Source organism: Propioniciclava sp. LT432 (assembly GCF_059515965.1).
The window spans coordinates 1-24,331 of the sequence record NZ_JCAKNE010000036.1 but is presented as its reverse complement, the minus strand read 5'-3'; the positions used below and the strand labels follow the sequence as shown (position 1 = coordinate 24,331).

Annotated in this window: 23 protein-coding genes; 5 read left to right on the top strand and 18 right to left on the bottom strand. The window is 69.0% G+C overall.

Going from position 1 to position 24,331, the window contains the following annotated elements; all coding sequences use genetic code 11:
* The 4 genes from AC5YDV_RS17235 to AC5YDV_RS17220 form a co-directional block, all read right to left on the bottom strand.
* Nucleotides 1-561 carry a LysR substrate-binding domain-containing protein gene (locus tag AC5YDV_RS17235; RefSeq protein WP_496184789.1) on the bottom strand — a complete coding sequence of 187 codons (561 nt, stop codon included), beginning with the start codon at nucleotides 559-561 and terminating at the stop codon, nucleotides 1-3.
* A complete protein-coding gene (locus AC5YDV_RS17230) occupies nucleotides 558-1,931 on the bottom strand; it encodes an NAD(P)/FAD-dependent oxidoreductase (protein WP_496184788.1) in 1,374 nt (457 codons plus the stop codon). Before AC5YDV_RS17230 ends, AC5YDV_RS17235 begins: the two co-directional genes overlap by 4 nt.
* A gap of 269 nt (nucleotides 1,932-2,200) precedes the next feature.
* On the bottom strand, nucleotides 2,201-3,049 hold the full coding sequence (locus AC5YDV_RS17225) for a sugar phosphate isomerase/epimerase family protein (protein WP_496184787.1): 849 nt from the start codon (nucleotides 3,047-3,049) through the stop codon (nucleotides 2,201-2,203).
* 90 nt (nucleotides 3,050-3,139) lie between these two features.
* The gene (locus AC5YDV_RS17220) at nucleotides 3,140-4,306 is read right to left on the bottom strand and encodes a Gfo/Idh/MocA family protein (protein ID WP_496184786.1); all 1,167 of its coding nucleotides are present in this window, start codon (nucleotides 4,304-4,306) and stop codon (nucleotides 3,140-3,142) included.
* Between the two features lie 147 nt (nucleotides 4,307-4,453).
* Between AC5YDV_RS17220 and AC5YDV_RS17215 the strand changes: the two genes are divergently transcribed.
* A complete protein-coding gene (locus AC5YDV_RS17215) occupies nucleotides 4,454-5,242 on the top strand; it encodes a maleylpyruvate isomerase family mycothiol-dependent enzyme (RefSeq protein WP_496184785.1) in 789 nt (262 codons plus the stop codon).
* Between the two features lie 66 nt (nucleotides 5,243-5,308).
* Complete coding sequence (locus tag AC5YDV_RS17210; protein ID WP_496184784.1) at nucleotides 5,309-5,950, top strand: NAD(P)-dependent oxidoreductase; 642 nt, start codon at nucleotides 5,309-5,311, stop codon at nucleotides 5,948-5,950.
* Nucleotides 5,951-5,959: 9 nt separating this feature from the next.
* On the opposite strand, the gene AC5YDV_RS17205 is transcribed toward AC5YDV_RS17210, so the two are convergent.
* The 3 genes from AC5YDV_RS17205 to AC5YDV_RS17195 are packed head-to-tail and all read right to left on the bottom strand — an operon-like array spanning nucleotide 5,960 to nucleotide 9,173.
* Nucleotides 5,960-6,970: a Gfo/Idh/MocA family protein gene (locus AC5YDV_RS17205; protein ID WP_496184783.1), complete on the bottom strand. Its 1,011-nt coding sequence runs from the start codon at nucleotides 6,968-6,970 to the stop codon at nucleotides 5,960-5,962.
* Nucleotides 6,961-7,806, bottom strand: coding sequence for a sugar phosphate isomerase/epimerase family protein (locus AC5YDV_RS17200; protein WP_496184782.1), 846 nt, complete (start codon nucleotides 7,804-7,806; stop codon nucleotides 6,961-6,963). Before AC5YDV_RS17200 ends, AC5YDV_RS17205 begins: the two co-directional genes overlap by 10 nt.
* Before the next feature lie 44 nt (nucleotides 7,807-7,850).
* The gene (locus AC5YDV_RS17195; RefSeq protein WP_496184781.1) at nucleotides 7,851-9,173 is read right to left on the bottom strand and encodes a glycosyltransferase 87 family protein; all 1,323 of its coding nucleotides are present in this window, start codon (nucleotides 9,171-9,173) and stop codon (nucleotides 7,851-7,853) included.
* Between the two features lie 140 nt (nucleotides 9,174-9,313).
* On the opposite strand from AC5YDV_RS17195, the gene AC5YDV_RS17190 reads away from it, so the two are divergent.
* Nucleotides 9,314-9,853 carry a hypothetical protein gene (locus tag AC5YDV_RS17190; RefSeq protein ID WP_496184780.1) on the top strand — a complete coding sequence of 180 codons (540 nt, stop codon included), beginning with the start codon at nucleotides 9,314-9,316 and terminating at the stop codon, nucleotides 9,851-9,853.
* Nucleotides 9,854-9,913: 60 nt separating this feature from the next.
* Here the strand turns inward: AC5YDV_RS17190 and AC5YDV_RS17185 are convergent, their stop codons facing one another.
* The 11 genes from AC5YDV_RS17185 to AC5YDV_RS17135 form a co-directional block, all read right to left on the bottom strand.
* On the bottom strand, nucleotides 9,914-12,355 hold the full coding sequence (locus tag AC5YDV_RS17185) for an ExeM/NucH family extracellular endonuclease (RefSeq protein WP_496184779.1): 2,442 nt from the start codon (nucleotides 12,353-12,355) through the stop codon (nucleotides 9,914-9,916).
* 127 nt (nucleotides 12,356-12,482) lie between these two features.
* On the bottom strand, nucleotides 12,483-12,854 hold the full coding sequence (locus AC5YDV_RS17180) for a hypothetical protein (protein WP_496184778.1): 372 nt from the start codon (nucleotides 12,852-12,854) through the stop codon (nucleotides 12,483-12,485).
* Between the two features lie 78 nt (nucleotides 12,855-12,932).
* Nucleotides 12,933-13,571 (bottom strand): DsrE/DsrF/DrsH-like family protein, encoded by a 639-nt coding sequence (locus AC5YDV_RS17175; RefSeq protein WP_496184777.1) that lies wholly within the window; start codon nucleotides 13,569-13,571, stop codon nucleotides 12,933-12,935.
* A gap of 9 nt (nucleotides 13,572-13,580) precedes the next feature.
* Nucleotides 13,581-13,898, bottom strand: coding sequence for a TusE/DsrC/DsvC family sulfur relay protein (locus AC5YDV_RS17170; protein WP_496184776.1), 318 nt, complete (start codon nucleotides 13,896-13,898; stop codon nucleotides 13,581-13,583).
* Nucleotides 13,899-13,921: 23 nt separating this feature from the next.
* Entirely contained in the window at nucleotides 13,922-15,205 is a 1,284-nt protein-coding gene (gene sqr / locus AC5YDV_RS17165; protein ID WP_496184775.1) for a type III sulfide quinone reductase, selenoprotein subtype, read from the bottom strand.
* A gap of 102 nt (nucleotides 15,206-15,307) precedes the next feature.
* Nucleotides 15,308-15,904 carry a DUF1989 domain-containing protein gene (locus AC5YDV_RS17160; RefSeq protein ID WP_496184774.1) on the bottom strand — a complete coding sequence of 199 codons (597 nt, stop codon included), beginning with the start codon at nucleotides 15,902-15,904 and terminating at the stop codon, nucleotides 15,308-15,310.
* Nucleotides 15,904-16,587 (bottom strand): guanitoxin biosynthesis heme-dependent pre-guanitoxin N-hydroxylase GntA, encoded by a 684-nt coding sequence (gntA, locus tag AC5YDV_RS17155; RefSeq protein WP_496184773.1) that lies wholly within the window; start codon nucleotides 16,585-16,587, stop codon nucleotides 15,904-15,906. The genes AC5YDV_RS17160 and gntA overlap by 1 nt, the downstream gene beginning before the upstream one ends.
* Nucleotides 16,580-16,873: a hypothetical protein gene (locus AC5YDV_RS17150; protein ID WP_496184772.1), complete on the bottom strand. Its 294-nt coding sequence runs from the start codon at nucleotides 16,871-16,873 to the stop codon at nucleotides 16,580-16,582. Before AC5YDV_RS17150 ends, gntA begins: the two co-directional genes overlap by 8 nt.
* A complete protein-coding gene (locus AC5YDV_RS17145) occupies nucleotides 16,873-17,562 on the bottom strand; it encodes a glycosyltransferase family 2 protein (RefSeq protein WP_496184771.1) in 690 nt (229 codons plus the stop codon). Before AC5YDV_RS17145 ends, AC5YDV_RS17150 begins: the two co-directional genes overlap by 1 nt.
* A gap of 86 nt (nucleotides 17,563-17,648) precedes the next feature.
* Nucleotides 17,649-18,962, bottom strand: coding sequence for a class I SAM-dependent methyltransferase (locus AC5YDV_RS17140; protein WP_496184770.1), 1,314 nt, complete (start codon nucleotides 18,960-18,962; stop codon nucleotides 17,649-17,651).
* A gap of 127 nt (nucleotides 18,963-19,089) precedes the next feature.
* Nucleotides 19,090-19,497 (bottom strand): DoxX family protein, encoded by a 408-nt coding sequence (locus AC5YDV_RS17135; RefSeq protein WP_496184769.1) that lies wholly within the window; start codon nucleotides 19,495-19,497, stop codon nucleotides 19,090-19,092.
* Between the two features lie 242 nt (nucleotides 19,498-19,739).
* Here AC5YDV_RS17135 and AC5YDV_RS17130 point away from each other — a divergent pair, with 242 nt between their 5' ends.
* Nucleotides 19,740-20,576 (top strand): SRPBCC family protein, encoded by an 837-nt coding sequence (locus AC5YDV_RS17130; RefSeq protein ID WP_496184768.1) that lies wholly within the window; start codon nucleotides 19,740-19,742, stop codon nucleotides 20,574-20,576.
* Nucleotides 20,577-22,469: 1,893 nt separating this feature from the next.
* Entirely contained in the window at nucleotides 22,470-24,200 is a 1,731-nt protein-coding gene (locus tag AC5YDV_RS17125) for an IS1634 family transposase (protein ID WP_496182193.1), read from the top strand.
* The last annotated feature ends 131 nt before the right edge of the window (nucleotides 24,201-24,331 follow it).

Sequence of the window (24,331 nt, the reverse complement as noted above, 5' to 3'; positions counted from 1 at the left end):
TCAGGAGCGCTGCCGCGCTCCGCGTTCCCGGGCGGTCCGCGAACTCGTCGCGGATCGGCCGCGGACCACTCCCACGAACTCCTGCAGCAGTGGCTCGTCGCGATCCCGCAGCCAGGCGAGGCCGACCGCGGTCGTCGGGGCGTCCGTGACGGGGCGGTGGACGAGGTTCCGCCGGTTGTGCGTCCGCGCCACCGAGAGCGGGACGCGCAGGACGATGCCGCCGCCCGCCGCCATGTCGAGGGACTCCTCGGTGACTTCCGTGCGCACGTCCTCGTCGGCCAGGTCGGCCGACGTCACCTCGTCGTAGAGCGAGATCGGGTGGTCCTTCGACACCCACGCCACCGGCTGCTCCTCGTAGAGGCGGATCAGGTGCAGCCCGTCGGTGTCCACCGGGAGGCGCACGAAGCAGAAGTCGGCGAGCCCCTGGTCCAGCACGCGCCGCTGGTCGGCCTCGCTGACCTCGTGGACGTCGAGGGGGGTGTCCGGAAACCGCTCGGCCCACGTCCGGCGCCATTTGGTGAGCGTGACGCCGGGCACGTACGCCACTCGCAGTCGGGTCATGCGACCCGCCGGGGTCCCTCGCCGCGAACGGTGCGCTCACCCCGCAGCAGCCGTCCGGTCACGCGCTGGCCCAGCGACTCGAGCGCGAGGCGTCCGACCAGCTGCTGGTTCGTGGTGACGCGCTCGGTGCGGCCCGTGCCGAGGAAGCTGATCGCCCAGTGGAGCAACGTGGTCACGCGGGACTTGAATCCCGCGATGTAGAGCAGGTGCAGGAAGAGCCACGCCACCCACGCGATGAAACCCGTCAGCTCGATGCGCCCCACCTTCACGACTGCGGAGTACTTGGAGATCGTCGCCATGGAGCCCTTGTCGAAGTAGCTGAAGGGCTTCGGGTCGACCGGACGGCCGGCTGCGGCGTCCGCGATGCGTCGGGCGACGTACTTCGCCCCCTGGATCGCCCCCTGCGCCACACCCGGCACGCCCGAGACGAAAGCGAGGTCACCGATGACGGTGATCTCGGGATGGCCCGGGATCGCGAGGTGCTCGTCGACGAGGACACGTCCGGCACGGTCGAGCCCCACGCCGGTCTGGTCGGCCAAGACCTGGCCCAACTCACTCCCCCGGACGCCCGCGGCCCACACCTTGGCTGCGGACGCCACCGTCGTGCTGTTCCCGGCCTTGTCGCGCCAGGTGACGGCGTCGGCGTCCACCGCGGTGACGATGCTGTCGAGGACGACCTCGACACCCGACCGCTCGAGTGAGCGCTTCGTCTTGCGACCCAGGCGCGGCCCGAAGGGAGGGAGCACCTGGTCGGCGCCGTCGACCAGGATCACGCGCGCCCGGCTCGGGTCGTAGGTGCGGAACTGGCCGCGCAGGGTGGCTTGGGCCAACTCGGCGATCTGTCCGGCCATTTCGACGCCGGTGGGGCCGGCGCCGACAACGACGAAGGTGAGGAGCTTCTCGCGGACGGCCGGGTCACGCTCGGTCTCGGCCGCCTCGAAGGCCCAGAAGATGCGCGCGCGCAGTTCGAGCGCGTCGTCGATGGACTTCATGCCGGGCGCGAAGGTCGCGAAGTGGTCGTTGCCGAAGTAGCTCTGGCCGGCGCCCGCGGCGACAATGAGGTCGTCGTAGGGTGTCACGGTCTCGGCGTCGTGGAAACGGTGGGTGACCGTCCTCGCCTGGGCATCGATGCTCGTCACCAACCCGGTGACGACCTTGGTGTGGCGCTGGTGCCGCAGGATCTCGCGCGTCGACGGCGCGATGGACCCCTCCGACAGGATGCCGGTGGCCACCTGGTACAGCAGCGGCTGGAACAGGTGGTGGCTCGTCTTGGAGACGACGGTCACCTCCACGTCCGCGCCGCGCAGCGCCTTCGCGGCGAACAATCCGCCGAAGCCCGATCCGATGATGACGACGCGACGCTTGGACATGCACCGAATGTAGTTGAAGCGACTACTAATCACAAGCCCCGTGCGCCGAGGGCTCGGGTTGGGTGCGCCGAGGGCTCGGGTTGGGTGCGCCGAGGGCTCGGGTTGGGTGCGCCGAGGGCTCGGGTTGGGTGCGCCGAGGGCTCGGGTTGGGTGCGCCGAGGGCTCGGGTTGGGTGCGCCGAGGGCCCGCCTCCGATGGGGAGGCGGGCCCTCGGCGGCCGGAACCGGAGCCCTCGGCAGTCGGAACCCGAGCCCTCGGCGAGGAGGGGGTCAGTAGCCGATCGACTTCAGGTACTCGCGGGAGTCAGCGATGCAGTCGAACGGGTCACGACCGTAGGTGTCGTCCTGCTCGATGAAGAAGTACTCGGCACCGGCGGCCTCGGCGGCGGGCAGGAGTTTGGGCCAGTTCATGTTGCCCTGGCCCACCTCGGCGAACTGCGCGATGTTCAGGAAGCCCTGGAACCCACCGGCGAAGTCGCCGCTCATCATCTTGTCCACGGCCTCCTGGGCGACCGGAACCACGCGGAAGTCCTTCACGTGGATCAGCTTGCACACGCCGGCATACGCCTCCAGCATGTCGAGCGGGGCCATGCCGCCGCGCTGCACCCAGTGCAGGTCGACCTCGAAGTTCATCGATGGCGCCACGCGGCGCACGATGTCGAAGATCCGCTCGCCGTCGAACTGGGCGAGGTCGACGTGGTGGTTGTGGTAGCACAGCGTGATGCCCTCGGCGGCCAGCTTCTGGGCCCACGGCTCACACTCGGCCGCCCAGGCCTCACAGGCCTCCTTGGAGACCATGGCGGTGAACGGCATCATGCCGATGCGGACGAAGCGGGTGCCGAGGCGCTTGCAGTCGGCGACGATCTTGTCGAAGTGCTCCTCGAGGTTGTCACCCGTGGAGGTCGGACCCGGCTTGAGCGCGACGGACAGCGCGCCCACCTCGATCCCGAGTTCCTTGGTGCCGCGCTCGAGGGCGGCGGTGTTCTCCTCGGTCATCGGGATCTGCGAGGTCTCGACCGCGTGGAGGTCCATCGAGGCCACGCGCTCGAGCACGGGGTACATGCCCTGCTCGGCCACCTGGTCCTTGAGCATCATCATTTGAACGCCGAGAACGGCCATGGTTCCAACTTCCTTCGTGGGTTCGCTTGGTTTGCGTGGTGATGTACGGAGGGCCGGCGACCGGTTCCGGCCGCCGGCCCCTCGCGAGTGTCAGCTGCGGGTCGGGAACTTGCCCTCGGCCTCGATGCGCTTGTTCAGCTCCGCCATGTAGGTCTCCTCGTCGAAGTCCTCGATCGAGACCTCCTTGCCGGTCCAGCTGGACAGGTGGATCGCGTTGGCCAGCCGGACGCCGTGGATGCCGTCGGCACCGGGGGCGAGCGGCTCGGCGCCCTCGAGGATCTGGGCGGCGAAGTTCTTCATGACGTCGGAGTGCTGCTGGCCCCAGACCGAGCCGTACTCCTTGGTCTCCTCGGTCATCAGCTCGGCGCGGTCGAGCTTGCCGGTGAACAGCGCGGCGACGGCGTTCATGTCCATGTTCCGGCTCATGACCTGCTCGTCGTCCTTGAGGCGCGTGATCGTCACCTTGTTGGAGTTGTCCACCACGATCTTGCCCTTGTCGCACAGGATCTCGAGGCGGTCGGTGCCCGGGAGGTCGTGCGTGCAGGTGATGAAGGCGCCGGTGGCGCCGTCGGCGAACTCGACGAGCGCGTTCACCTCGTCCTCGACCGCGATGTCACGGCGGAAGCCGTACTGGCACTTGGCGAACACGCTCTTCGGCACGCCGCAGATCCACTGCCACAGGTCGAGCTGGTGGGGGGCCTGGTTGACCAGGACGCCGCCGCCCTCGCCGCCCCACGTGGCGCGCCACTCGGACTGGGCGTAGTAGGGCTGCGGACGCCACCACGTGGTGATGATCCACGAGGTGTGGCGGAGCTTGCCCAGCTCGCCCGAATCCATGATGGCCTTGAGGTCCTTGTACAGCGGGTTGGTGCGCTGGTTGAAGAACACGCCGAACTTGAGTTCGGGCTTGGTCTCGGCGAACTCGATGACCTCGCGCGCCTGCTTGGTGTACACGCCGACCGGCTTCTCCAGCAGGGTGTGCATGCCGTGGTCGAGGGCGTAGATGCCCATCTCGGGGTGCAGGTAGTGGGGAACCGTGGTGACGACGGAGTCCACGTTGCCGGAGGCGATCATCTCCTTGTAGTCGGTGTAGAAGGGGACGCCGTACTCGTCGGCCTGCTCCTTCTTCTCGGGCAGGATGTCGCAGATGGCACCGATGGTCATGTTGGGAACCATGCCCCCGTCGATGAACTTGGCGTACATGCCGCCCTCGGCGCCGAGGCCGATGATGCCCAGCCGGACCTTGTCCTCCGCCATTGATCGCTCCTTCGCATCGTTCGAACAGGTGGTGGTGGCTTCAGACTAGGTGGGCCGCCCGGCGGACGCGGTGGAACTCGAAGAGTTGCCAAACCTTGCCCTCGGGGCGCTCTTCCGAGTGTCGGAGGCCCCTGATAGGAAGGATCCATGATCGATCACGAGGCCACCATCACCGCCGAGTCCGACCGCTTCGTCGAGGCGATCCGCGCTGCGGCGCCGGACGCCCCCGTCCCCACCTGCCCCGACTGGACGGTCGCCGACCTCGCCTGGCACCTCACGGAGGTGCACGCGCACTGGGCGGGCATCCTGGAGTGCGAGGCGCAGACCGATGAGGAGGCGGAGGCCGTCGAGGCGGGCAAGCCCGCCCGACCCGAGACCCTGGAGGCCACCCTCGAGCTCTTCGACGAGACCACCGGTGACCTGCTGACTGAGTTCCTCGGCCGCGACGACGACGAGCCGGCCTGGTTCTGGCTCGACACCGCGAAGACGGTCGGCTCCATCCGGCGCATGCAGGCCCACGAGGCGACCATGCACCGGGTGGACGCCGAGCTGGCCGCCGGCTTGCCCTCGGCCGTGATCGACCCCGAGTTGGCTGCCGACGGGGTCCGGCACGCCTTCGAGGTGATGTGGGCCTGGTGGGGCACCCTGCCGGGCTTCGAGTTCGTGGCGTCGAGCGGGCCGGTCGACCTGCGGGCGTCCGACACCGGCGACCGCTGGGTCGTCCAGCCCGGGCGCTGGCAGGGCGTGGGCCAGTCGGGCAAGTCGTACGACGTGCCCGGCGCGCGCCTGACCGAAGGCGAGGCGTCCGCAGCCGTCGAGGGCACGGCCGAGCAGCTGATGCGCTGGCTGTGGGGGCGCGGGCCGCGGCCCACGGCGTCCGGCCCGGCTGCCGAACTGGACGCCCTGGACGCGGCGGTTGCCCAGGGCATGCAGTAGGGCGGGAATGCAGCCCGGCCCACCGGCGTTGGGAGATTGACAGTTCAATCACTCTCCGGAGGTTCCATGTCCCGCATCGTCATCTTTGGCGGCACCGGCTACTCGGGCGGCAACATCGCCCGCGAGGCGGTCAGCCGTGGCCACGAGGTCATCTCGTACTCGCGCAACATCCCGACCGAGCCGGACGCCGGCGTCCAGTACCGCACGGGGTCGCTGACCGACCCCACGGTCGTCGAGGAGGCCGCGAAGGACGCCGACGACCTGGTCGTGGCGGTCCACGCGGTCGACCCGGAGCGCGAGCCGCTGCTGCAGTTCGTGCCCGCGCTGGTGCAGGCCGCCAAGACCCACCGCGCGCGCCTCTCCTTCGTCGGTGGGGCCGGGTCGTCGCTGGTGGCCGAGGGCGGCCCGCGCCTGCTCGACACGCCTGCGTTCCTCCCCGACTGGAAGCCGGAGGCCATCGCCCACGCCGACGTCCTGGACGCCCTGCGCGCCAGCGAGGGTCTGGACTGGTTCTACGTCTCCCCCGCGGGCCTCTACGGCTCGTTCGCCCCGGGCGAGGACACCGGCGCCTACCGCACCGGCGGCGATGTCCTCGTCACGAAGGAGGACGGCTCCAGCGAGATCTCCGGAGTCGACCTCGCGCGCGCCTACGTCGACGAGATCGAGCAGCGCAACCACGTGAACCGGCGCTTCACCGTCGGCCACTGACGCCCGCGATCAGAACCCAGAGACCTCGTAGGTCTTCTTGAGGATCCGCAGCGACTTCATCGCCTCGGCCGGGCTGATCCAGAACGGCTCCGGGTCGTCGACCTTGGCGTAGAAGTCCCTGATCAGGAGCTCGTGCGAGACGCCCCAGTAGGAGCGTCCGCCCGAGGGGGCCTTGCGCTCCTCGTACCGGTCGACGCGGCCGTCCTTCCACGTGACGGTCAGTCCGTTGCGCAGGGAGACGTAGGCGTTCTCGCAGTCGAGTTCGAACTCCACCGGACGGTGCTGCGGCGCGGTCAGGGTCGCGTAGAACGAGGTCGTGCGCCCCGATTCGTGCGTCAGCAGCATCTCGGCGGTGTCCTCGACCTCGATGACGTCGCCGAACTTGTTCGTCGCGACATGGCCGTCGATGTCGACGACGTCGCCCATGAACCACTGGACCAGGTCGAGCGTGTGGATCGCCTGGTTGATCAGCAGCCCTCCGCCCGACAGCTCCCTCGAGCCGCGCCACGGCTTGGTCCGGTAGTAGTCGGCGGTGCGCGTCCAGACGACGGACGCGTACGCGCCGCGGACCGCACCGAGCTCGCCCGAATCCAGCAGGCGTCGGAGCTCCTGGCTGGAGACGTTGTAGCGGTTCTGGAAGCAGATGCCGATCTTGGGCTTGGGTGCCCCGTCCGGCGCGGGTGCCGCCGCCCAGTCGACCAGCCGCTGGCCGTCGTCGATGGACGCCGCGAGCGGCTTCTCCTGGATCACGTGGACGCCGCGACCGAGGGCCTCGAGGGTCGGTCCGACGTGCTGGTGGTGGGGCGTGGTCACGTGGACGACCTCGGGGGCGACGGCGTCCACCAGCTCGTCGATCGTGGCGAAGGCGGGGACGCCCGCCATGGCGGTCGCCAGCTCGCGGCGGTCGGCGTCCGTGTCGACGATGCCGACCAGATCGACGCCGTCGATGGCGGCGATCGCCTCGTGGTGGATGATCGCGACGTCACCCCAGCCGACGATGGCGGCGCGGGTCACTCCCATGCGATTCCCTGCTCCTTGAAGATCCCCGTGAGGGCGTCGTACGCCGTGGTCCACAGGTCGGGGCCGCACAGGCCGCCGAAGGCGTCGAAGTCACCCAGGTGCGGCTCGATGGAGAAGAAGCCGTCGTAGCCGTCCGCCTTGAGGGCCGCGACGAGCTCGCGCACCTGGCCGTCGCCCTCGCCGGCGGGCAGGACCCGGTTGAGGCCGTGGTTGTCGAGCTCGGTCGCCGAGGCGTCCTTGATGTGGATGTAGTCGGTGTACTCCTTGACCAGCGGGTACGCCTCGTCGACGGGCTTGAGGCCGCACTGCACGTAGTTGGCCGGGTCGAAGATCGCGCGGTAGTGCGCCGAATCCATGGTGGTGACGAGGTCGACGACACGCTCGGGGACGTCGCCGTAGATGTCCTTCTCGTTCTCGTGCAGCATCGTGATGCCGCCGGCCTCGGCGAGGCGGACGAACGCGCGGGTGCGGTCCATGACCTCGTCGCGGTACTGCGCCGGGTCCTCGCCCTCGGGGATGAAGAAGCTGAACATGCGGATGTTGCCCGTTCCGAAGAACTTCGCGACCTCCACGGCGTGGGCGGCGCGCTTGAGGTGGTCCTCGAACGGGTCGGTGATCTGGATCTTGCCGATGTCGGAGCCGACGGAGCTCACGGAGATGCCCGCGGCGTCCAGCTTGGCCTTGGCCTCGTCCAACTGCTCCTGGGTCAGGTCCAGGACCTTCGTGCCCCACACACTGCGAAGCTCCACGTGCTTGATGCCGAGCTTCGTGAACAGGTCGATCTGCTCATCGAGGTCGCGGGAGATTTCGTCGGCGAATCCGGTCAGCTTCCACATGCTGGTGGCTCCTTCATTGGGTTCCGGTAGGTCTGGACGCCACCCTACCGGCGTCCTTCCACGGAGCGAGCGGGGTTGCCGTGAGTCGCCATGGACGTCCACAGCGCGCACGCCGCCGACCACGCCACGAGGACGAGCAGGCCGATGTTGCGTGCGGTCAGGAACGCCAAGGCTCTCTCGGTGAACTCGCCCCGCGTCGTGATGCCGCCGTAGTACACGGGGTACACCGCCGTCGTCAGGACGCACAGCATCAGGACCAGCGCAAAGGTGAGGAGCGCCGGGGCCGCGGGCGGGGCGTCCGGACCACCCCGCAGGGCAAGGCCGACCAGGACCGCGGTCGGCGCGGCCAGCCACAGGAGGTACTGCGGTGACAAGGCCCGCGAGGTGACGATGAACGTCCCGACCAGGACGAGGGCGATCCAGGCGATGGACGCGGGGTGGGCGCCCCGGAGGTACCACCACACCAGCAACGCCAGGCAGGCCAGCGCACCCACCACCGTGGCGGCCTGGGCGACCGCCAGCCACGCCGGGACGCTTGGGCCGATCACCTCGAAGGCCTTGAACGGGGAGAACCAGATGCGGGACGCCGTGTCCGCGGCCCACTCGTGCATCGGGACGGTCGCTGGCACGGCCTCGATCTGGAGCCCGCGATCACGTTGGTAGCCCACGGGGGTCAGCAGCCTGCTCCAGCCCCCCGTCACGAGGCTGAGCGCGACCAGGGCGAGCCCGGTCCCCGCCAGCGCGGCCAGCGGGACCCATCTGCGGCGCCGACTCTCGTCGCGGCGCCCCAGCACCGTCAGCGGGGCGAGCACGATCGGCCACACCTTCAGCCCCGTCCCCACCGCCACGAGCACGGACGCCGCGGTCCGGCGGTTCTCCATCGCGAGCAGGATCGCCGCTGCCGCCGCCACGGCGGGAAGCATGTCGAAGCGCAGCAGCGCCACCTGCCCCAGGGCCCCTGCGAGCAGGACCCAGGCCAGGACGCCGAGCGGGCCGGCCCTGCGGCCCAACAGGATCGTGAAGGCGGCGTCCGCCACCGACGTCATCACCAGGATCGCGTTCCGGTAGCTGTCGTGGTGCGTGGCACCCAGTTCGTAGGGCAGCATCAGCAGGAGCCCGGCCGGCGTCGGGTACTCCTGGAAGGCCCGGGCGACTCCCCCGCCGGTCCGCGAGGCCTCCTCGGCCGTCGCCAGGTAATAGTACGTGTCGCCGTACTCGCCGATGACCAGCACCCAGCCCAGGACCGCCAGCGCCTTCGCGACAGTCCACACCACGGCGACCGCGACGACGAGCGAGGCCGCCGTGGCGGCGTCCGGCCCCCACAGAGCGCGGCGTGGCGCGCGCGGGGCGGTCGGGGTGGCAGTCACCCCTCCATCATCCCGCACGGCCGCACGGAGTCGGCGGGACGGCCACGCGGGGCCACCCCGGTGTCGGGGTCGCCTTGTGACCGATCCGGCCACGCGGGTTCCCCTAAGCTGGGGTCACGTCGCTCGGAAGGGTTTCCAGCATGAACCAGAGTCACCGGGTGGTCCCCCGGGGTGGGCAGGCCATGACGATCCACGGGGTCTGGGCCAGCGACCGCAGCTTCGACCAGGGTCCCGAGGGACGCCCCGGGCAGGAGTGCACGCTGGTGGTGACGATCCGTGCCCGACGCGGCCACCTCGACGGTGATGTCGTCCGGGTCGGGTTCCAGGGTGTCAACAACGGGTTCCCGCACAGCTTGGACGTGCCGGGCGGCACCGAGTACCGGTCCGGCCTGTGGGATCTGCTGTTCCGGATGCGACGCACGGTGCCCGACCCCGACGCCGAGGGCGTCCCCGCGGACGCCGTCGGCATGGCCGACGACCCGGACGCCATCGGCGCCGGCCACGGCGGCCCCGCGGGCTACATCGAGGGCACGCGCGAGGAGCACGCGTACGCCGGCTCGTTCTTCCTGGAGACGACCCACGGCACCTACTACTGGCTCAAGCAGGATGGCGCATCCGACTTCGTCTTCAGCTACGACGCGCTGCCCACCCTGCGCGCCTGGGGCGTCGCGCTCACCTGATCCACACACACGACAGGGGGCGGCGTCCTCGCGGACGCCGCCCCCTGTCGTGTGTGGGAGCTAGTTCTTGGCCTTGCCCCGGTTGCCGGTGTCCAGGCCGACGACGATGGGGTCGTGGTCCGAGCTGGCGTATGGGTCGGCAGCGTGGAAGTCCACGATGTTGTAGTTGCGACGGCTGTACTGCATCGCGATCGACTCGTCGCCGTTGATGTCCCAGACCGCCGCGCCGGTGACCAGGCGCCGGGCGGCCTCGTTGGCGAACACGTGGTCGAGCGACCCGAGACGGCCCGAGAACTGGTAGGACGCCGATGTCGGCTCGTACTCCTTGGCCAGGTTCACGTAGCCGTGGTCCTCGATGATCTGGACCGGGGTCTCCTTGCTGTACGCGTTGAAGTCACCCATCAGGAACACGGCCTCGTCGGGGAACATCTCGGACGCCCACGCGGTCAGCTGGCGCGCCTGCGCCTCACGCGACGGGTTGGCCTGGCCCTGGCCGGTGCCGTCGTCGACGCCGGAACTCTTGCTCTTGAAGTGGTTGGCGATGGCCACGAAGGGCTTGCCGGTGTTGGTGGCCTTGAACTTCTGGGCCAGCGGGTAGCGGGCGTTGGCGAAGGCCTCGTCGATGTCGATCAGCGACGGGCCCAGCAATTGGACGGTCTGCGGGTTGTAGATGAAGGCCGTCCGGATGACGTCCTCGCCCGGGCCGGTCACGACCGGGGAGGGAGCGAACGCCCAGCGCGTCTGGCCAGCCGCCTCGTTGAGTCCGGCGACGAGGTCGGCAAGGGCCTTGTCCCGGGGCTGGCCCTCCTTGTAGGTGATGGCGGCGGAGTTCTCGATCTCCATCAGGGCCAGCACGTCGGCGTCCATCGTGTTGATGGCGGCGACGATCTTCTCCTTCTGGTCGGCGAACGCCTCGGAGGTAAATGCCCCGCGCACCTGGCAGAAGTCAGTGGCCACCGGGGTCCCCTCGCGATCGGGGAAGTAGGCGCAGCCGGCCTCGTCCTCGCCGAGGTCGTCGAAGTAGTTGAGCACGTTGAACGCGCCCAGGGTGATGTTGCCGCCCACCTCGGGAGTCGCGGCCTCACGGTCGTTCCCGGACGCCACCGGGATGTCGGAGTCGGCGTGGCCGACGACCTGCCCGACCGGCTGGTAGTTCCACTGGAAGCGGTAGTCCAGGATCACCGGCTGGGTGAAGGTGACCTGCGATGCCGTGCGCATCGGCGTGGTGGCCGAGAGATACGGCAGCTTCGAGTGCTCCGCCGGGATGTCGTCGTCGAACTTGGTGTAGTCCCAGGAGGAGCCGTCGTCCAGGGTGATGTACTTCGCACGGTTCGCTGCTTCGTAGGCCGTGGCCGCGGCGCCGGGCTCGACGACCTCGGTGGCCTGGTACAGGGGTTCCTCGCCGACGGCGAGGCCGAGCTGGCCGAAGCGGTTGAGCTGGTAGTTGTTCGTGATGGTGTAGGTGCCCTGCGGGTGCACGAGCATGCCCTCGTAGCGCTCCTTGTCGGCGTTGGTCACCGGCAGCGTCTCCAGGGGGGTTGCCTCGACCGGCTCGCAACCGGTGGCCTTCTCCACCCAGACGTCCGTCAGCTCGGTGAGAGTGAAGAACTCGGTGACCGTGCCCTCGACGTCGATGCACTCACCGATGGTGAGGTTGCTCGCCGCGTAGTCGGAGAAGACGAAGATGCCGTCGGACGCGTCGCCGTCCTTCTTGGCTTCGCCACCCGTGCCGGGTGTTTGGATGTACACGCCGCGGAAGCCGCCCTCGGGGTACACCGCGGTCACCACGCCCTGGGTGATGACCTCCGAGTCGCGCAGTGGCGACACGGACCCCGTGCCCTGGATCTCGGCGATGGTGGCCTCGGTCGGTTCGGGCTCCGGCTCCGGCTCAGTGCCCGGTTCGGTCAAGTGCCAGCCGAGACCGCCGAACGTGTCGGTCGCGAAGCCCTCCCAGCCGGTGAGGGTGTAGGCGTCGTCCGGGTTGGTGTCCGGGGCGGCGCCCGCCAGGCGCCGGATCGTGTTGTCGGCGGTGGAGAGCAGTCCTGTGCCCCACTCCGTGCCCGGGTCGGAACCGACCTGGCCGATCGAGTCGACCACCGTCGCGCTGGCGCCCTTGGTGAGGGTGATCGCGTCATTGCCGTTCCACAGGCCGGCCGTGGTGGTGCGGTCTGCCTGGGCCAGGATGTCCGCGTGGGCGGAGGAGTGCGCGTACACCCAGACGTCGCCGGCCGCGAGGGTGCCGGACAGCGCTTGGTTGACGGTGGCCGCGCCGGAACCGTTGAAGTACACCCGCAGGGTGTACGCCGACAGGTCGATGGCCGCGCCGGTGCCGTTGTAGATCTCGAGGGCCTTGTTGTTGCTGCTGCCCTCGATGTATTCAGAGATGATCAGGTCGGTCGTGGCGGCCGTCGCGGTGGGGGCGAAAGCGGCGACACCGGCCGCAGCGCAGGCGGTCGCCGTGAGGACGGCGACCCCGCGACGCAGGCGGGTACTGAGGTGCATGGGGAGTCTCCTGAGGTCCGGCCACCGGCGTCCGGTGGGCTCTGGCGCAAGCTACCCCTCGAAGATGTCGTCCGGATAGCCCTGACCCACTGGTCCTCAAGAGTTAAGCCGAAGTTCACCCGGCGGATCAGCCCTTGTCACCGCCGATGAGCCCCATGTCCGTGCCCTCCTGTCCATCCGGTCGGTCGTCCCACCTCCGGGGGTCGAAGTGGAGGTCCCGATCCAGCAACGCGTCGCGGCTCAGCACCTCGTCGCCAGGATTGGCGGGATGGGACGAGGGCGGCTGTCCGGAGGGAACTTGTCCGGCCGGGTACCCCGGCACCGACGGTGTGCTCGGGGTGTTGGCCAGAAGCGCCTGCTCCCACTCGTCCCGCTCGGGCTCGGCCGAGGCGTCCGGACGCTTGCGCCGGGTGGCGAGCGCCACCAGGAACACCACCACCATCGCGGCCACGAAGAGCGTGACCCCCATGACGACCACCAGCCACGTGTCCACGTCCATCGCTCCCTTCCTCGGGTGCGGACAGCCTAGCGGCCGCGGTGGGGGCCGCCAGGGCGACCCCCACCGAACGAGCCCCGCTCAGACGAAGATGACCTGCGCCCCTTCGCACAACTCGATGAAGTCGGTGGCGCTGATGATGCCCTCCATGCCTTCGTAGAGGTCGGTGCCGGCCAGTCCGTTCATGTCGAACGTCAGCTTGCAGCCCCAGAGGTGGCCGCCGGAGGCCACGATGATGTCGAGGAACTCGCGGACGCCCGGGATCTCCAGGTCGTCCATCTGCTTCCTCATCATCTTCGTGGCCATGCCCGTCATGCCCGGGAGCATGCCCACCAGCTGCGGCAGCGCCAGGCCGGGTGCCTGCGGCAGGTGCATCGCCGTGTTGCCCACCATCGTGAACTTCAGGTCATCCATGGTCCGCTCGGTGACGAGGTCGAAGCCCCAGAAGGTGAAGAAGATGTGGGTCTCGATGCCCTCACCGAGGGCGGCGTTGGCCATGATCAGGGCCGGGTAGGCCATGTCGAGGTTGCCCTTGGACGCGATGAAGGCGATCTTCCGCGGCCCGCTGTAGCCGGACGCCGCGGGGGCGGCCTGCTCCTCGGGCCCGTCGACCGGGCACTCGGTGTTGTCGGCGTCCCGCGCCTTGGCGCGGGTCGTGCCCTTGACGGGCTTGCTGTCCCCGAAGTCGGGGATGATCGGGGTTTCGAGGATTTCGGTCACGGTGGTCTCCTAGACGCAGCCCTTGGGCTTGGGCAGCCCGGCGATGTAGCTCATCTTCTTGGCGGGCTTCCCGGGGAACAGCCGGAACAGCTCCTTCATGTTGAAGCCACCGACGACAGCGACGCGGCGCAGGGTGGCGGTCTCCTTGCGGGCGGGGTAGTCGCTGCGCAGGAAGTGCAGGACCTTCCAGTGCTCCTCGGTGAGTTCGTCGATGCCGGCGTACCCGGCCAGGACGGGGGCGAGCTCGTCGTCCCACTGGTCGTAGACGGTGAGGAAGCCCTCGTCGTTGACGTCGATCGGACGCCCGCCGATGCGGCAGGTGGGCATGGTGTCTCCTTGGTGGTGGTGGGTCAGTGCGAGCCGAGGCCGACCAGGCTCTTGAGCAGGTCGGGTGTCGAGGTGCCGGACGCGCCGTCCTCGACCTTCTTGCCCATCAGGTACATGTCGGCGGTGAAGGGGAGCGGGCGTCCCTTCACGAGGAACTCCCAGTAAATGCCCCGGAAGGCCAGCTTCGCCAGGTGGTTGGCGCGGTTCTCCTTGAGCAGGGCCAGCGGTCCGACGCCCGGCAGCGGGAAGCTGCCGGTGTAAGGCTGCGTGCCGTAGTTGAAGTCCAGCAGCATGCCCTTGCCGTGCCCGGTCTCGATGAAGCAGTTCGCGTGGCCGTCGAACTCGTGCGTCAGCGGTTCGCCGCGCAGGTAGTGCGGCCAGTTCTCCATGAAGATGTCCACGGCGAAGTGGGCCACCGAGCCGGCCTTCGAGGTCTGCAGGGTGCCGCCGTCGCCCAGGACGAAGATGTCGGGGTCACGCAGGGACTGCATCGTGTGCTGGTCGCAGGGCACGAGGTTCATCTCGTCGCCCAGGCCCGACCGGGCGATGTAGTCCGGGCCCATGTTCAGCGGGATCGAGACGAGCAGGTCGTAGGGGATACGCCGCTCGTCGTAGGAGACGAGCTCCCGGGCGTCGGTGTCGATGCTCTCCACCGCGAAGTCGGTTTCCATGTGGATGTCTCGCTGCCCGAACATGCCGCCCAGCTCGCGGGACGCGACCGGCTTGGTGAACGCGCCGTCCAGCGGCGTCACGTAGACGATCTCGACCTTCTTCCGCGACCCGCGCTCGCGGAACCACGCGTCCGCCAGGAAGGTGAACTCCAGTGGGGCCACCGGGCACTTGATGGGCATGTCGGTGATGTGAACCACGAGCCGTCCGCCGGGGAACATGCGCAGCGCCTCGTGCAGCCGTTCGGCCGCCTCGAGGTCATAGAAGTGGTGGACGCCCTCCCCCTCAGCCCCCGGCGTCTGGTCGGGTCGGGGCTGGACGCCAGTGGCGATGATGAGCGTGTCGTACGGCAGTTCGCGGCCGCCGGCGAGGTGGACGAGCTTGGCGTCGGCGTCCACCCGGTCGATCTCCCCCAGGACGAGGTTGATCCCCGGACGCAGGTACGCCCGACGCGACTTGATCACCTGCTTGCGGGTGTAGTCCCCGAACGGGATGAACAGGTAACCGGGTTGGTAGTGGTGCTCGTCGTTCCGGTCGACGACGGTGATGTCGAGGGCGGACGGGGGTTCTGTGGCGCGCAGCTTGTTCGCGACCATGGTGCCCGCCGTGCCGCCGCCCAGGATGACCAATCTCCTCATTGAGGCTCCTCGGTAGGGCCGTTTTTCTGGCTCCCCAACGATACCCCGGGGGGTAGGTCAACTACAAGCTGTAGTGCAAACTCGAGGAGGGTTCGGTCCGGTTCAGTTTCCGGGTCGGCGCAACACCTCGAAGTCGATCGGCTTGCAGAGCCCGCCGTTCGACTTGTCGGCCGAACAGGCCGTCAGCCCGACCAGCAGATCCATCTCGGCCCGCACCCGGAACCGCGCGCCCGGACCGGACAACGGCGGGTCGATGTGCAGCGTGCCGTCCGGCTCGGTCCAGACGTTCATGAAGATGTTGAACGACGTGGCGATCCGGTCCTTCGCGATGCCGTAGGGGCCGAGGCCTGCGTGCAGGTTGTCGAGGCAGCTGGGGTGGGGCGCGCCCTCGAACTCCGGGTAGAGCAGGTCGAAGGTCTCCTGGCTGCAGGGCGTGAGGGTGAAGTCGTGCCGCCCGCAGGTGTCCTCGACGATGGTGAGCATCGGGCGGGACCGGTTGCTGTACAGCACATGGCCGACGGTCAGGAACACAGTGTTGGCGTAGTCGATCGTCCGGCCGCTGGAGAGCCATTCCTCAGGATCGTCGGCAGCGACGGCGTACAGGTCGCTGACCTGCCCACCCAGCGGGTCGACCACGAGCAGTTCGTCGCCGGCGTCGAGGCGGAAGCCGGTGCCGGTCTGCGGGGAAAGGCGGTTCATCAGGCTCCTTCGGGGCGTGCTTGCCGGAACTCTACGGGGGGCTGCCAGTCCTCGGGCACGACGCGGCCGGAGTACTGACGGGCCTCGGACCGGCTCCCGTGGTCGGCGACCATGGGGTTCACGCAGCCCTGCAGCCGGGCGTCCCGCCGGCGGATGGTGTCGCGCATGCGGTCATACCCGCCGGACGCGCGCAGCTGCTCGAACTGGCTGTGCGGGTTGAAGACGAGCACGGGCACGGGCGTCCGGCGGGCGAGCCGGGACGCCGCGGGGTGCAGGCCGATCACGAAGAAGGCCCGCCCGGCGACGCTGAACCCGAAGTGCGGGTTGGCCGGGTCGGAGCTCACGCCGGGGTCCCAAGGTGCGACGTCCGCCGCGTGCAGCAGGCCGAGTTGGTGCCACAGCAGGCGCTCGAACTCCTCTTCCGTGGCCGGCCTGGGTGCACGGAAGGCGGCGACGAAGGACGCCAGAACCGACGCGGAGCTCGCATCGGCGTCCTCTGGGTGATCGGCGGCGAACCGGGCCAGCTCCGCCCGCAGCCGCCGGCTCGCCGCGGGCGTGGCCAGCCTGTCCAGCACCACGAGGGTCATCCGGTCCCGCTTGAGCACGGACTTGGCACCGACGCAGGGATAGTCCACGTCAGCGATCATCGCGGCGATCGCCGCCCGGATCTCCTCCTCATCCACGGCCGGCCCCGACCTTCACGCGCCGCGGGGATGCTCCGTGAGTCCGCTCCACCGGGTTCGCCGCCCGCCTGATGCGGCCGTCACCGTAGCGGACGCCGCCGCCCGCGCGGAGCGCCAGCGCCAGCCAGGTGCACACCGCCCGCTCCACGAGCCACACGGGAACCCAGAGCGCGGCTGTGGCCGGGAAGCGCTCGCGTCCACCGGCGCGCCTGCGGCCGAGCTCACCCAGGGCCACGCCGACGACCACCAGCGCCACGAGCAGGGGCGGACGCCGTGCCCCCAGCATCAGCGTGGGAGGAGCGCCGCCTCGACGGCGAGGCGTCCGGGCTGGGCGAGGCTGTCGTACGCCTGCCGCACCCGCTGCGACCAGAAGTGCCGCGCCGTGGGGGGCAGCCGGTCGACGAACACGTCGTCGAGTCTCGCGATCGTGCCGCCCCGTCGAGCGACGGTCCGCATCATCTCGAGGTTCTCGAAGAGCACGTCGCCGTCGTACCCGTCGACCAGCAGGGAGCGGCGGACGCCCAGCGTCCCGGGGTAGTCCCCGCCGAGGGCCCGGTTGACGAGCTGCCGGCCGGTGTCCCAGCGGGCGTGCCACGGCCAGGAGCTGACCACGTTCTGGGGCACCACGAGGTCGGCCTCAGCGAGGGCGTCCAGCACGCTGCCCAGCGCGGACGCCGTGTAGCGCACGTCGTCGTCCGCCACCACGACCAGGGGGCGGTCGGACAGGCGGACGCCCGTGACGACCCCGCGGACCTTCCCGTTGCGCCCGGGCCAGCCGTCCGGGGGGACGTGCCGGACGAGCGTCGCCCAGGCGTCGTGGTGCCGTTCGAAGGCAGCCGGGGACGAGCCGTCCACGACGGTCACGTCGACCAGCTCGCGCAACTCGGCGAAGTAGGCGGCCAGGTCCCCGGTGTCGGCGCCGTCGGGCCACCGCACCGGCAGGACATACTCGGCCTCGGGCCAGCGTGTCGTCATGATCCCTCCTGACAAGGGAATACCCACGTCGGCGAGGGGCACACGTTTGCGCTGCGCGGTCGACTGGTCAGACGCGTTTGTCTGTGTCAGCCCCAGGCGCGTCGCGTCGCGGGCAGGCCGGAGGAGCCGTCGGCGGCGGAGACCACGCCGAGCACCTGGTGGAGGGACGTCGCCCCCTCGTCGAAGCCGACGGCCGCGCCGGCCATGTAGAGCCGCCACACCCGGGCGCGTCGAAGGCCCACAAGTTCCGTGGCGCGGTCCCACGACGCCTCCAGGTTGGCGACCCAGGCCCGCAGGGTGTGGGCGTAGTGCTCGCGCAGCGACTCCACGTCCCGCACCTCGAAACCGACGCGCTCCATCGCCAGCACGGACTCGCCCACGTCGATCAACTCCCCGTCGGGGAACACGTAGCGCCCGACGAACGAGTTCCAGGCGATCCTTCCCCCACCGGGTGCCGAGATGGCGTGGTTGAGCAGTCGTCCCCCCGGCCGCAACGCCGCGCGCAGGGTGGCGTAGTACCGGTCGAGGTTGCGGTGTCCGACGTGCTCGGACATGCCCACCGACGAGATGGCGTCGAACACCTCGCCCTCGAGGCGGCGGTAGTCCTGGAGGCGGATGTCCACCCGGTGCTCGACGCCGGCCGCCCGCGCCCGCTGCCGAGCCAACCTGGCCTGCTCCTCACTGATCGTCACGCCCACGACGGATGCCCCATGGTGCACGGCCGCGTGGATCGCCAGCGATCCCCAACCGCAGCCCACGTCGAGCAGGCGCATGCCCGGCCGCTCGGCCAGCCCCAGCTTGCGGCAGATCAGCTCGTGCTTGGCCTCTTGGGCGTCGGCCAAGCCGGCGGATGGGTCGACGGTCAGGTCCACGTAGCGGGCGCACGAATAGGTCATGGACTCCCCGAGCACCAGGCGGTAGAAGTCGTTGCCGATGTCGTAGTGGTGGGTGACGGCGGCCCGGTCGCGTCCGATCGTGTGCTGCCAACCGCTCAGCCGCGCCTCCTCGGGTGGAGGTACGGGTGCCTGCCCGCCGCCGAGCGCTCGTGCTGCTGCCACCAGCGCGGGGACGGCCCGCACCGTCCGGACCGGCGAAGGGGCCGTCCCGTAGAAGATGTCGCGCAACGCCTTGACGGCGGCGTAGAGGTCACCCTCGACATCCAGGTCTCCGGCCACGTACGCACGGGCGAAGCCGAGCTCGTTCGGCGCCCGCAGAATGCGGCGGAGGGCGTCGGGGGAGGTGAAGCGGAGGGTCCCCACCGGATTCGAACCCGGGATGCTCGAGCCGTCCCAGAAGGTCAGGTCGAGGTGCGGAGTCTCGACAAGCAGGGGCCGCAGTGCCCGCCCCACCAGTGTGGCGGCTGGGCCGCGACGCTTTCCCGGAGCTCTGGCCGTCGCCATGTTCCCTCCTCGGCCGGATTCTTCACCCTAGACCCGGCCCCACGGGGATGCCAGCGTTGCCGAGGGGCCGGAAACAGGACCGGTCCCGACCCATGAGGGGTCGGGACCGGTGGATCCGGCGGGAGGATCAGACGAACAGCGGGGCGGTGACCGTCAGGCCGAGGTCGGGCACCAGCACGAACAGCGCGAACAGGGCGAGGGCGCCGCCGACCAGGGACAAGGTCTTGTTGAACTGGATCTGCTCGTTCTGCTTGGCCTCGCCCTCCTCGGCCCAGTAGCGGTGCATGAGGAAGGGGATCGGCAGGATCGAGACCAACAGCAGGAGCGAGCCCAGGTCGCCCCAGACGCCCAGGAGCACCGACAGGCCGCCGACGAGCATCAACACACCGGACGCGATGACGCTGAACTTGGGGAACGGCACCTTCTTGTGCTGGGCGTAGCCGGTCATGGCGTCGGTGGCCTTCAGGTGACCGATACCGGAGGCGAGGAAGATGGCGACGAACAGGACGCGAGCGATGAGGACGATGACGTCCATGGGGAACCTCCAAAGAGATGGTTTAACTTTCAACCAAATGCTAGCGCACTGCACGCCTGGGAAGGAAAGCCGGTTGCACCGGTTGCCCACCTCGCCCGTCGGGCGGGGTCGTTCGTCAGGGAGTCGCGGCGCGGCGCGTGTGAGTCGGCGCCCCGTGGGTAACGGAGGCCCATGGCGGTTTCTGCCGCGGCCGATGGGCCAGCGATCCGCCTCGGACAAGCGAGAACCCGACGAGGAGAGACATGACGACCAAGGTTGAGAAGTCCGTCCTGGTGAACGTTCCGGTGAGCGTTGCCTACAACCAGTGGACCCAGTTCGAGGACTTCCCCCAATTCATGAACGCCATCGAGAAGGTCACGCAACTCAGCGACGACCGTTTGGAGTGGGTCGCCCAGGTGATGGGCGTCCGCCGGAAGTGGACCGCCCGGATCCTGGAGCAGGTTCCCGACAAGAAGGTCGCGTGGGCCGCCATCGAAGGGGCCACCAACGCCGGCGCGGTCACGTTCGAGGACGTGGGTGGCGGCCAGACGTCCGTCCACCTCTCCCTGGAGTACGAGCCCACGGGCATGCTCGAGGGCCTCGGCGACAAGCTGAACCTGGTCGAGAAGGAGGCCGAGGGAGACCTGCAGCGGTTCAAGGAGTTCATTGAATCCGAGGGGTACGCCAGCGGCGCGTGGCGCGGCACGATCAACGAGGGCGGTTCGGTCGGGACGCCCGGGGTGGAGGACGCCGCCGCGTCCCGTGGTGACAGCGGCAAGGCAGGCGTCTCCGGCGCGGTCATCGCCGCGGGCGCAGCAGCCGCCGTGGCCGGGGTGGCCGCTGCGGCGTCCGGCGCCGCCAAGAAGGACGCCGACCGCGACGCCACCACTGTGGACGACGACGTGGTGACTCCGCCCGTGGTGGGCGTTCCGACCAGCGCCGACCCGTCGCCACTGCGGGCGGATCCTCTCGAGGAAGGGACCATCCCCATGGCCGCCGACGACCCCACACCCGGCCCCCTGCAGGAGGACGCACCGGAGGGCTATCGCACCACGACCGGCCGCGCCCCGGGTGAGCGGTACGACGACCCGAACGCGTAGGGCGTGGACGGCGGCGCAGGTGCGCCGCTTCCGGACTGATGCGCCGCTTCCGGACTGATGCGCCGCTTCCGGACTGATGCGCCGGGTCGGGACATCTGCGCCACGCTTGAGCGCCAGGTCGGGAGAGCCGCGCCGGATGCATCCGGCGCAGCTCTCCCCGTCCGGCGTGATCCGGCCCCACGCACTGCGAGCGCCCTGACCGCGTGCTGCGTGTTTCGTCGCATCCCGAGGCCGGGCGAGAGGTTCTCTCCGTCTGGCAGAACAACACCTGTCAATCGACGGTGCGGCTCTCGTCAGCGCAAGTCGCCGAGCAGGTTGGCGCGCTGGCGATGAATCTCGCCGAGGCGAGTTCCCACCAAGAACCCCTCGGCGAGGTTGGCTGAGACACCCAGCATGATCACCCGTGCTCTGCCGCGGGGGCTCGAACACACCGCGCGCACGCGGCAACACGGTGCAGAGGTGTCGCATCGGCCCAGGACTCCTCCTCCAGCAACGAGTACGCACCACCCACCTCAACGCCGTGCGTCTGCACGTGGTAGGTCGACCCCAAGGCAGTGATCTCCTCACCTCCCGACACCATGAATGCGAAGACATGCGACCCTCCTGTGCAAGATGAGAATGGTGGAGCACACCGCCGTGCTGGAGCCATCTTCCTTCGGGGTGGCGGGAACGCTTGTGACCGTGCTCAGTCCTCGGGTGGCATGCCCTCGTGCTACTTCACCAGCGCCGAATTGGCCGACGATGCAGACTTCCAACCAACGTCGTGATCATTGAGGAGGCCAATGTGAAACTGCAGGTCGTCGCCCCGGCACTCCTCATGGGAACCATCGCGTTTGCGGCTACAAGCTGCTCCATCCCAACCACTCCTGGCATCGGTGACCCCTCACCTCCTGCTCCAACGCAGGCACCCTCCGTTGCCACTGAACCCACCAGCCCTGCCACCACCACTCCCGCGCCAAAGTCGGAGAGGGTTTGGCCGACCATCAGCGGGCTCGCGGGTGGTTGGATCGCGCTTGATGGTGAGCAGATGGGCCGCGACGGTCCGGAGTCGATGGCTACGCTTCGCGCCCGGCTCGGAGAGCCGGATGAACAGTCCGACTCCGCAAGGTGTGGTAGCCAGCCTCTGCGCAACAGTACCTACCGGTGGGGAGACTTCTCGGTCGTGGTCCTCCACGAGGTGGACTCTCAAAATGAGTACGGCGAAACCTATCCACTTGGTTCAGTTGCCGGATGGCGAATCGACCCCACGATGGACGGGCGGGATGGGCTCTCGCCCAATGCCACGGGCCCCGAGGGGACGGCGATCGGTAACGCCGCTGGCAACTCTGGAGGAGCGTTTCCAGACGGAGGAATGGGATGACGCCTCAGTTCTCACTGTTCGAGGCCAGCGCGTCTTCTCCATCTTCAAAGGGGACACCACCGGTGCCGTCTTTGAGCTCGACGCCACCGCGCGAGTTGCAGCCATGTGGGCCGGCTACCGCTGCTGAACGGTCAGACTCGGATGCCCGACGCCCGGATTCCCCACCCTGCGCGGCTACCAGTTCCATTGACCTCAGATCGGGCCTTGGCCGAGGCTCGGTTCAGGTGGTCTGGTCCGCTCCGTGTGCGGCTGTCTGCCCGCGTGGTTGGGGTGTGACTTTCATTTGGCGTGCGCTGCCCCACCAACAAGGAAAGACGGGAAAAGCCCAAACGAGGCCATGCGATGCCTCAAACGACGCCTGTCCGACATCGTCTACCCCGAGTTCCGCAGTTGGTGGGCATTCGGGCGGGTCTGAGCGAGCATCGATGCTTGTCAACGCGATTCGGTGGTCCCGGAACGGCTGAAAACGGTGGGCACACGAATTGTCGTGTCGGGCTTGTGTTCACCGCGGCGGACGCGGTGGAGTGGTGGGCATGTACTTGCGGACCACGCAACGACGGAACAAGGACGGCAGCATCGTCCGGTACGTGCAGGTGGCGCACAACCGGAAGGTCGACGGCGTCACCCAGGCTGAGGTCCTGTTGAACCTGGGCCGGGAGGATCGCCTGGACCGGGACGGCCTGACCCGGCTGGTGGCCTCGATCAACCGGTACCTGGGCGAACCCGCCCCCGCAGCGTTGCCCGGCGACGCCGCACACTGGGTCGGTGACCACCTCCGGGTGGCGGAGTCCCGTCCGATGGGGACGGTGTACCTGTTGGATGGGTTGTGGCGGATGCTCGGCGTGGATGATGCCCTGCGGAAGGCGCTCGGCCCGCGGAAATTCACCACCGATGTGGAGCGGGTGTTGTTCGCGTTGGTGGCGAACCGGGCGATCGATCCGATGTCGAAGCTGTCGGCCGCGGAGTGGGCCTCCCACGACGCGGCGATCCCCGGCCTCACCTCGATGGATGACGATCAGGCGTACCGGGCGATGGACGTCCTCATCGAAGCCGACGCTCAAGCGAAGGTGCAGGAGGCGGTGTTCTTCGCGGTGGCGAACCTGCTCAACCTCGAAGTCGACGTGCTCCTGTTCGACACGACCAGCACCTATTTCGAACGCGACACCGAAGAGACCGGCGACGCCGCGTTCCGGCTGTACGGCCATTCGAAGGACCACCGCAAGGACCTGCCCCAGATCGTCATCGGTCTCGCGGTCACGAAGGAAGGCATCCCGGTGCGGTGTTGGTGCTGGCCCGGCAACACCACCGACGTCACCGTCCTGCCCGAAGTCAAGGACAGCATGCGGGACTGGCGCCTGGGCCGGGTGGTCACCGTCGTCGACCGCGGCTTCTCCTCCGAAGCCAACCTGCAGTATCTGAAACGGGCGGGTGGGCACTACATCGCCGGGGAACGGATGCGCGACGGCAGCCCGCTGGTGGAAGCCGCGTTGTCGCGGCAGGGCCGCTACTCCCAGGTCCGCGACAACCTGCGCGTCAAGGAAGTCAGACTCGACGCCGCCCCGGACCGCCGGTGGGTGATCTGCCACAACCCGTCCGAAGCCGAACGGGACAAGACCCAACGCGACACCGCCCTCGACCACATCCGAGCCGAGTTGGAGCGAATCAAGGCACTCCGCGAACGAGCCGCGAAGACCCCTGCGAAGCCGGCTGGGAAGGCCACGGTCAAGGCGGACGACAAGCCCGTGGAGCCGGCGCATGTGAAGGCCGAGTGTGCCCTGCGCGACCATCCCGCCTACGGCCGCTGGGTCCGCCAACAACCCTCCGGCCGGTTGGTCATCGACCGGGCGAAGGTGACCGCGGAGGAACGCCTCGACGGCAAGTACCTGCTGTCGACCTCCGACCCCGACCTGACCCCCGAGGACATCGCCCTGGGCTACAAGAACCTCCTCGAGGCCGAACGCGGCTTCCGCGACCTGAAGTCCACGCTGGAACTCCGGCCGGTTCATCACCATCTGGAACCCCGAATCCGCGCCCACGTCCTGCTGTGCTGGCTCGCCCTGCTGCTGATCCGGGTCGCCGAACGGTCCACCGACCTGACGTGGCGGCGGATCGCGATCGAGCTCGGCCGCGTCCACGCCGTCACCCTCACCGGGAGTGCCGGCAGCGTCGTCCACGTCACCCCGCTCAACACCACCCAAACCGGCATTCTCGCCGCCTGCAAGGTCACCCCACCCCCCACCGTCACCACCCTCACCCCAGCCTGACAAGGCAAAACGGCGCTTCTGGTGACCTGCGGACGCGTGGGCACACGACCCCACGCACCCAAACCACGCGTTCGACCTAGTCAACCCGCCAATTCAGGCGATTCATCTGCCCACCAACTGCGGAACCCGGG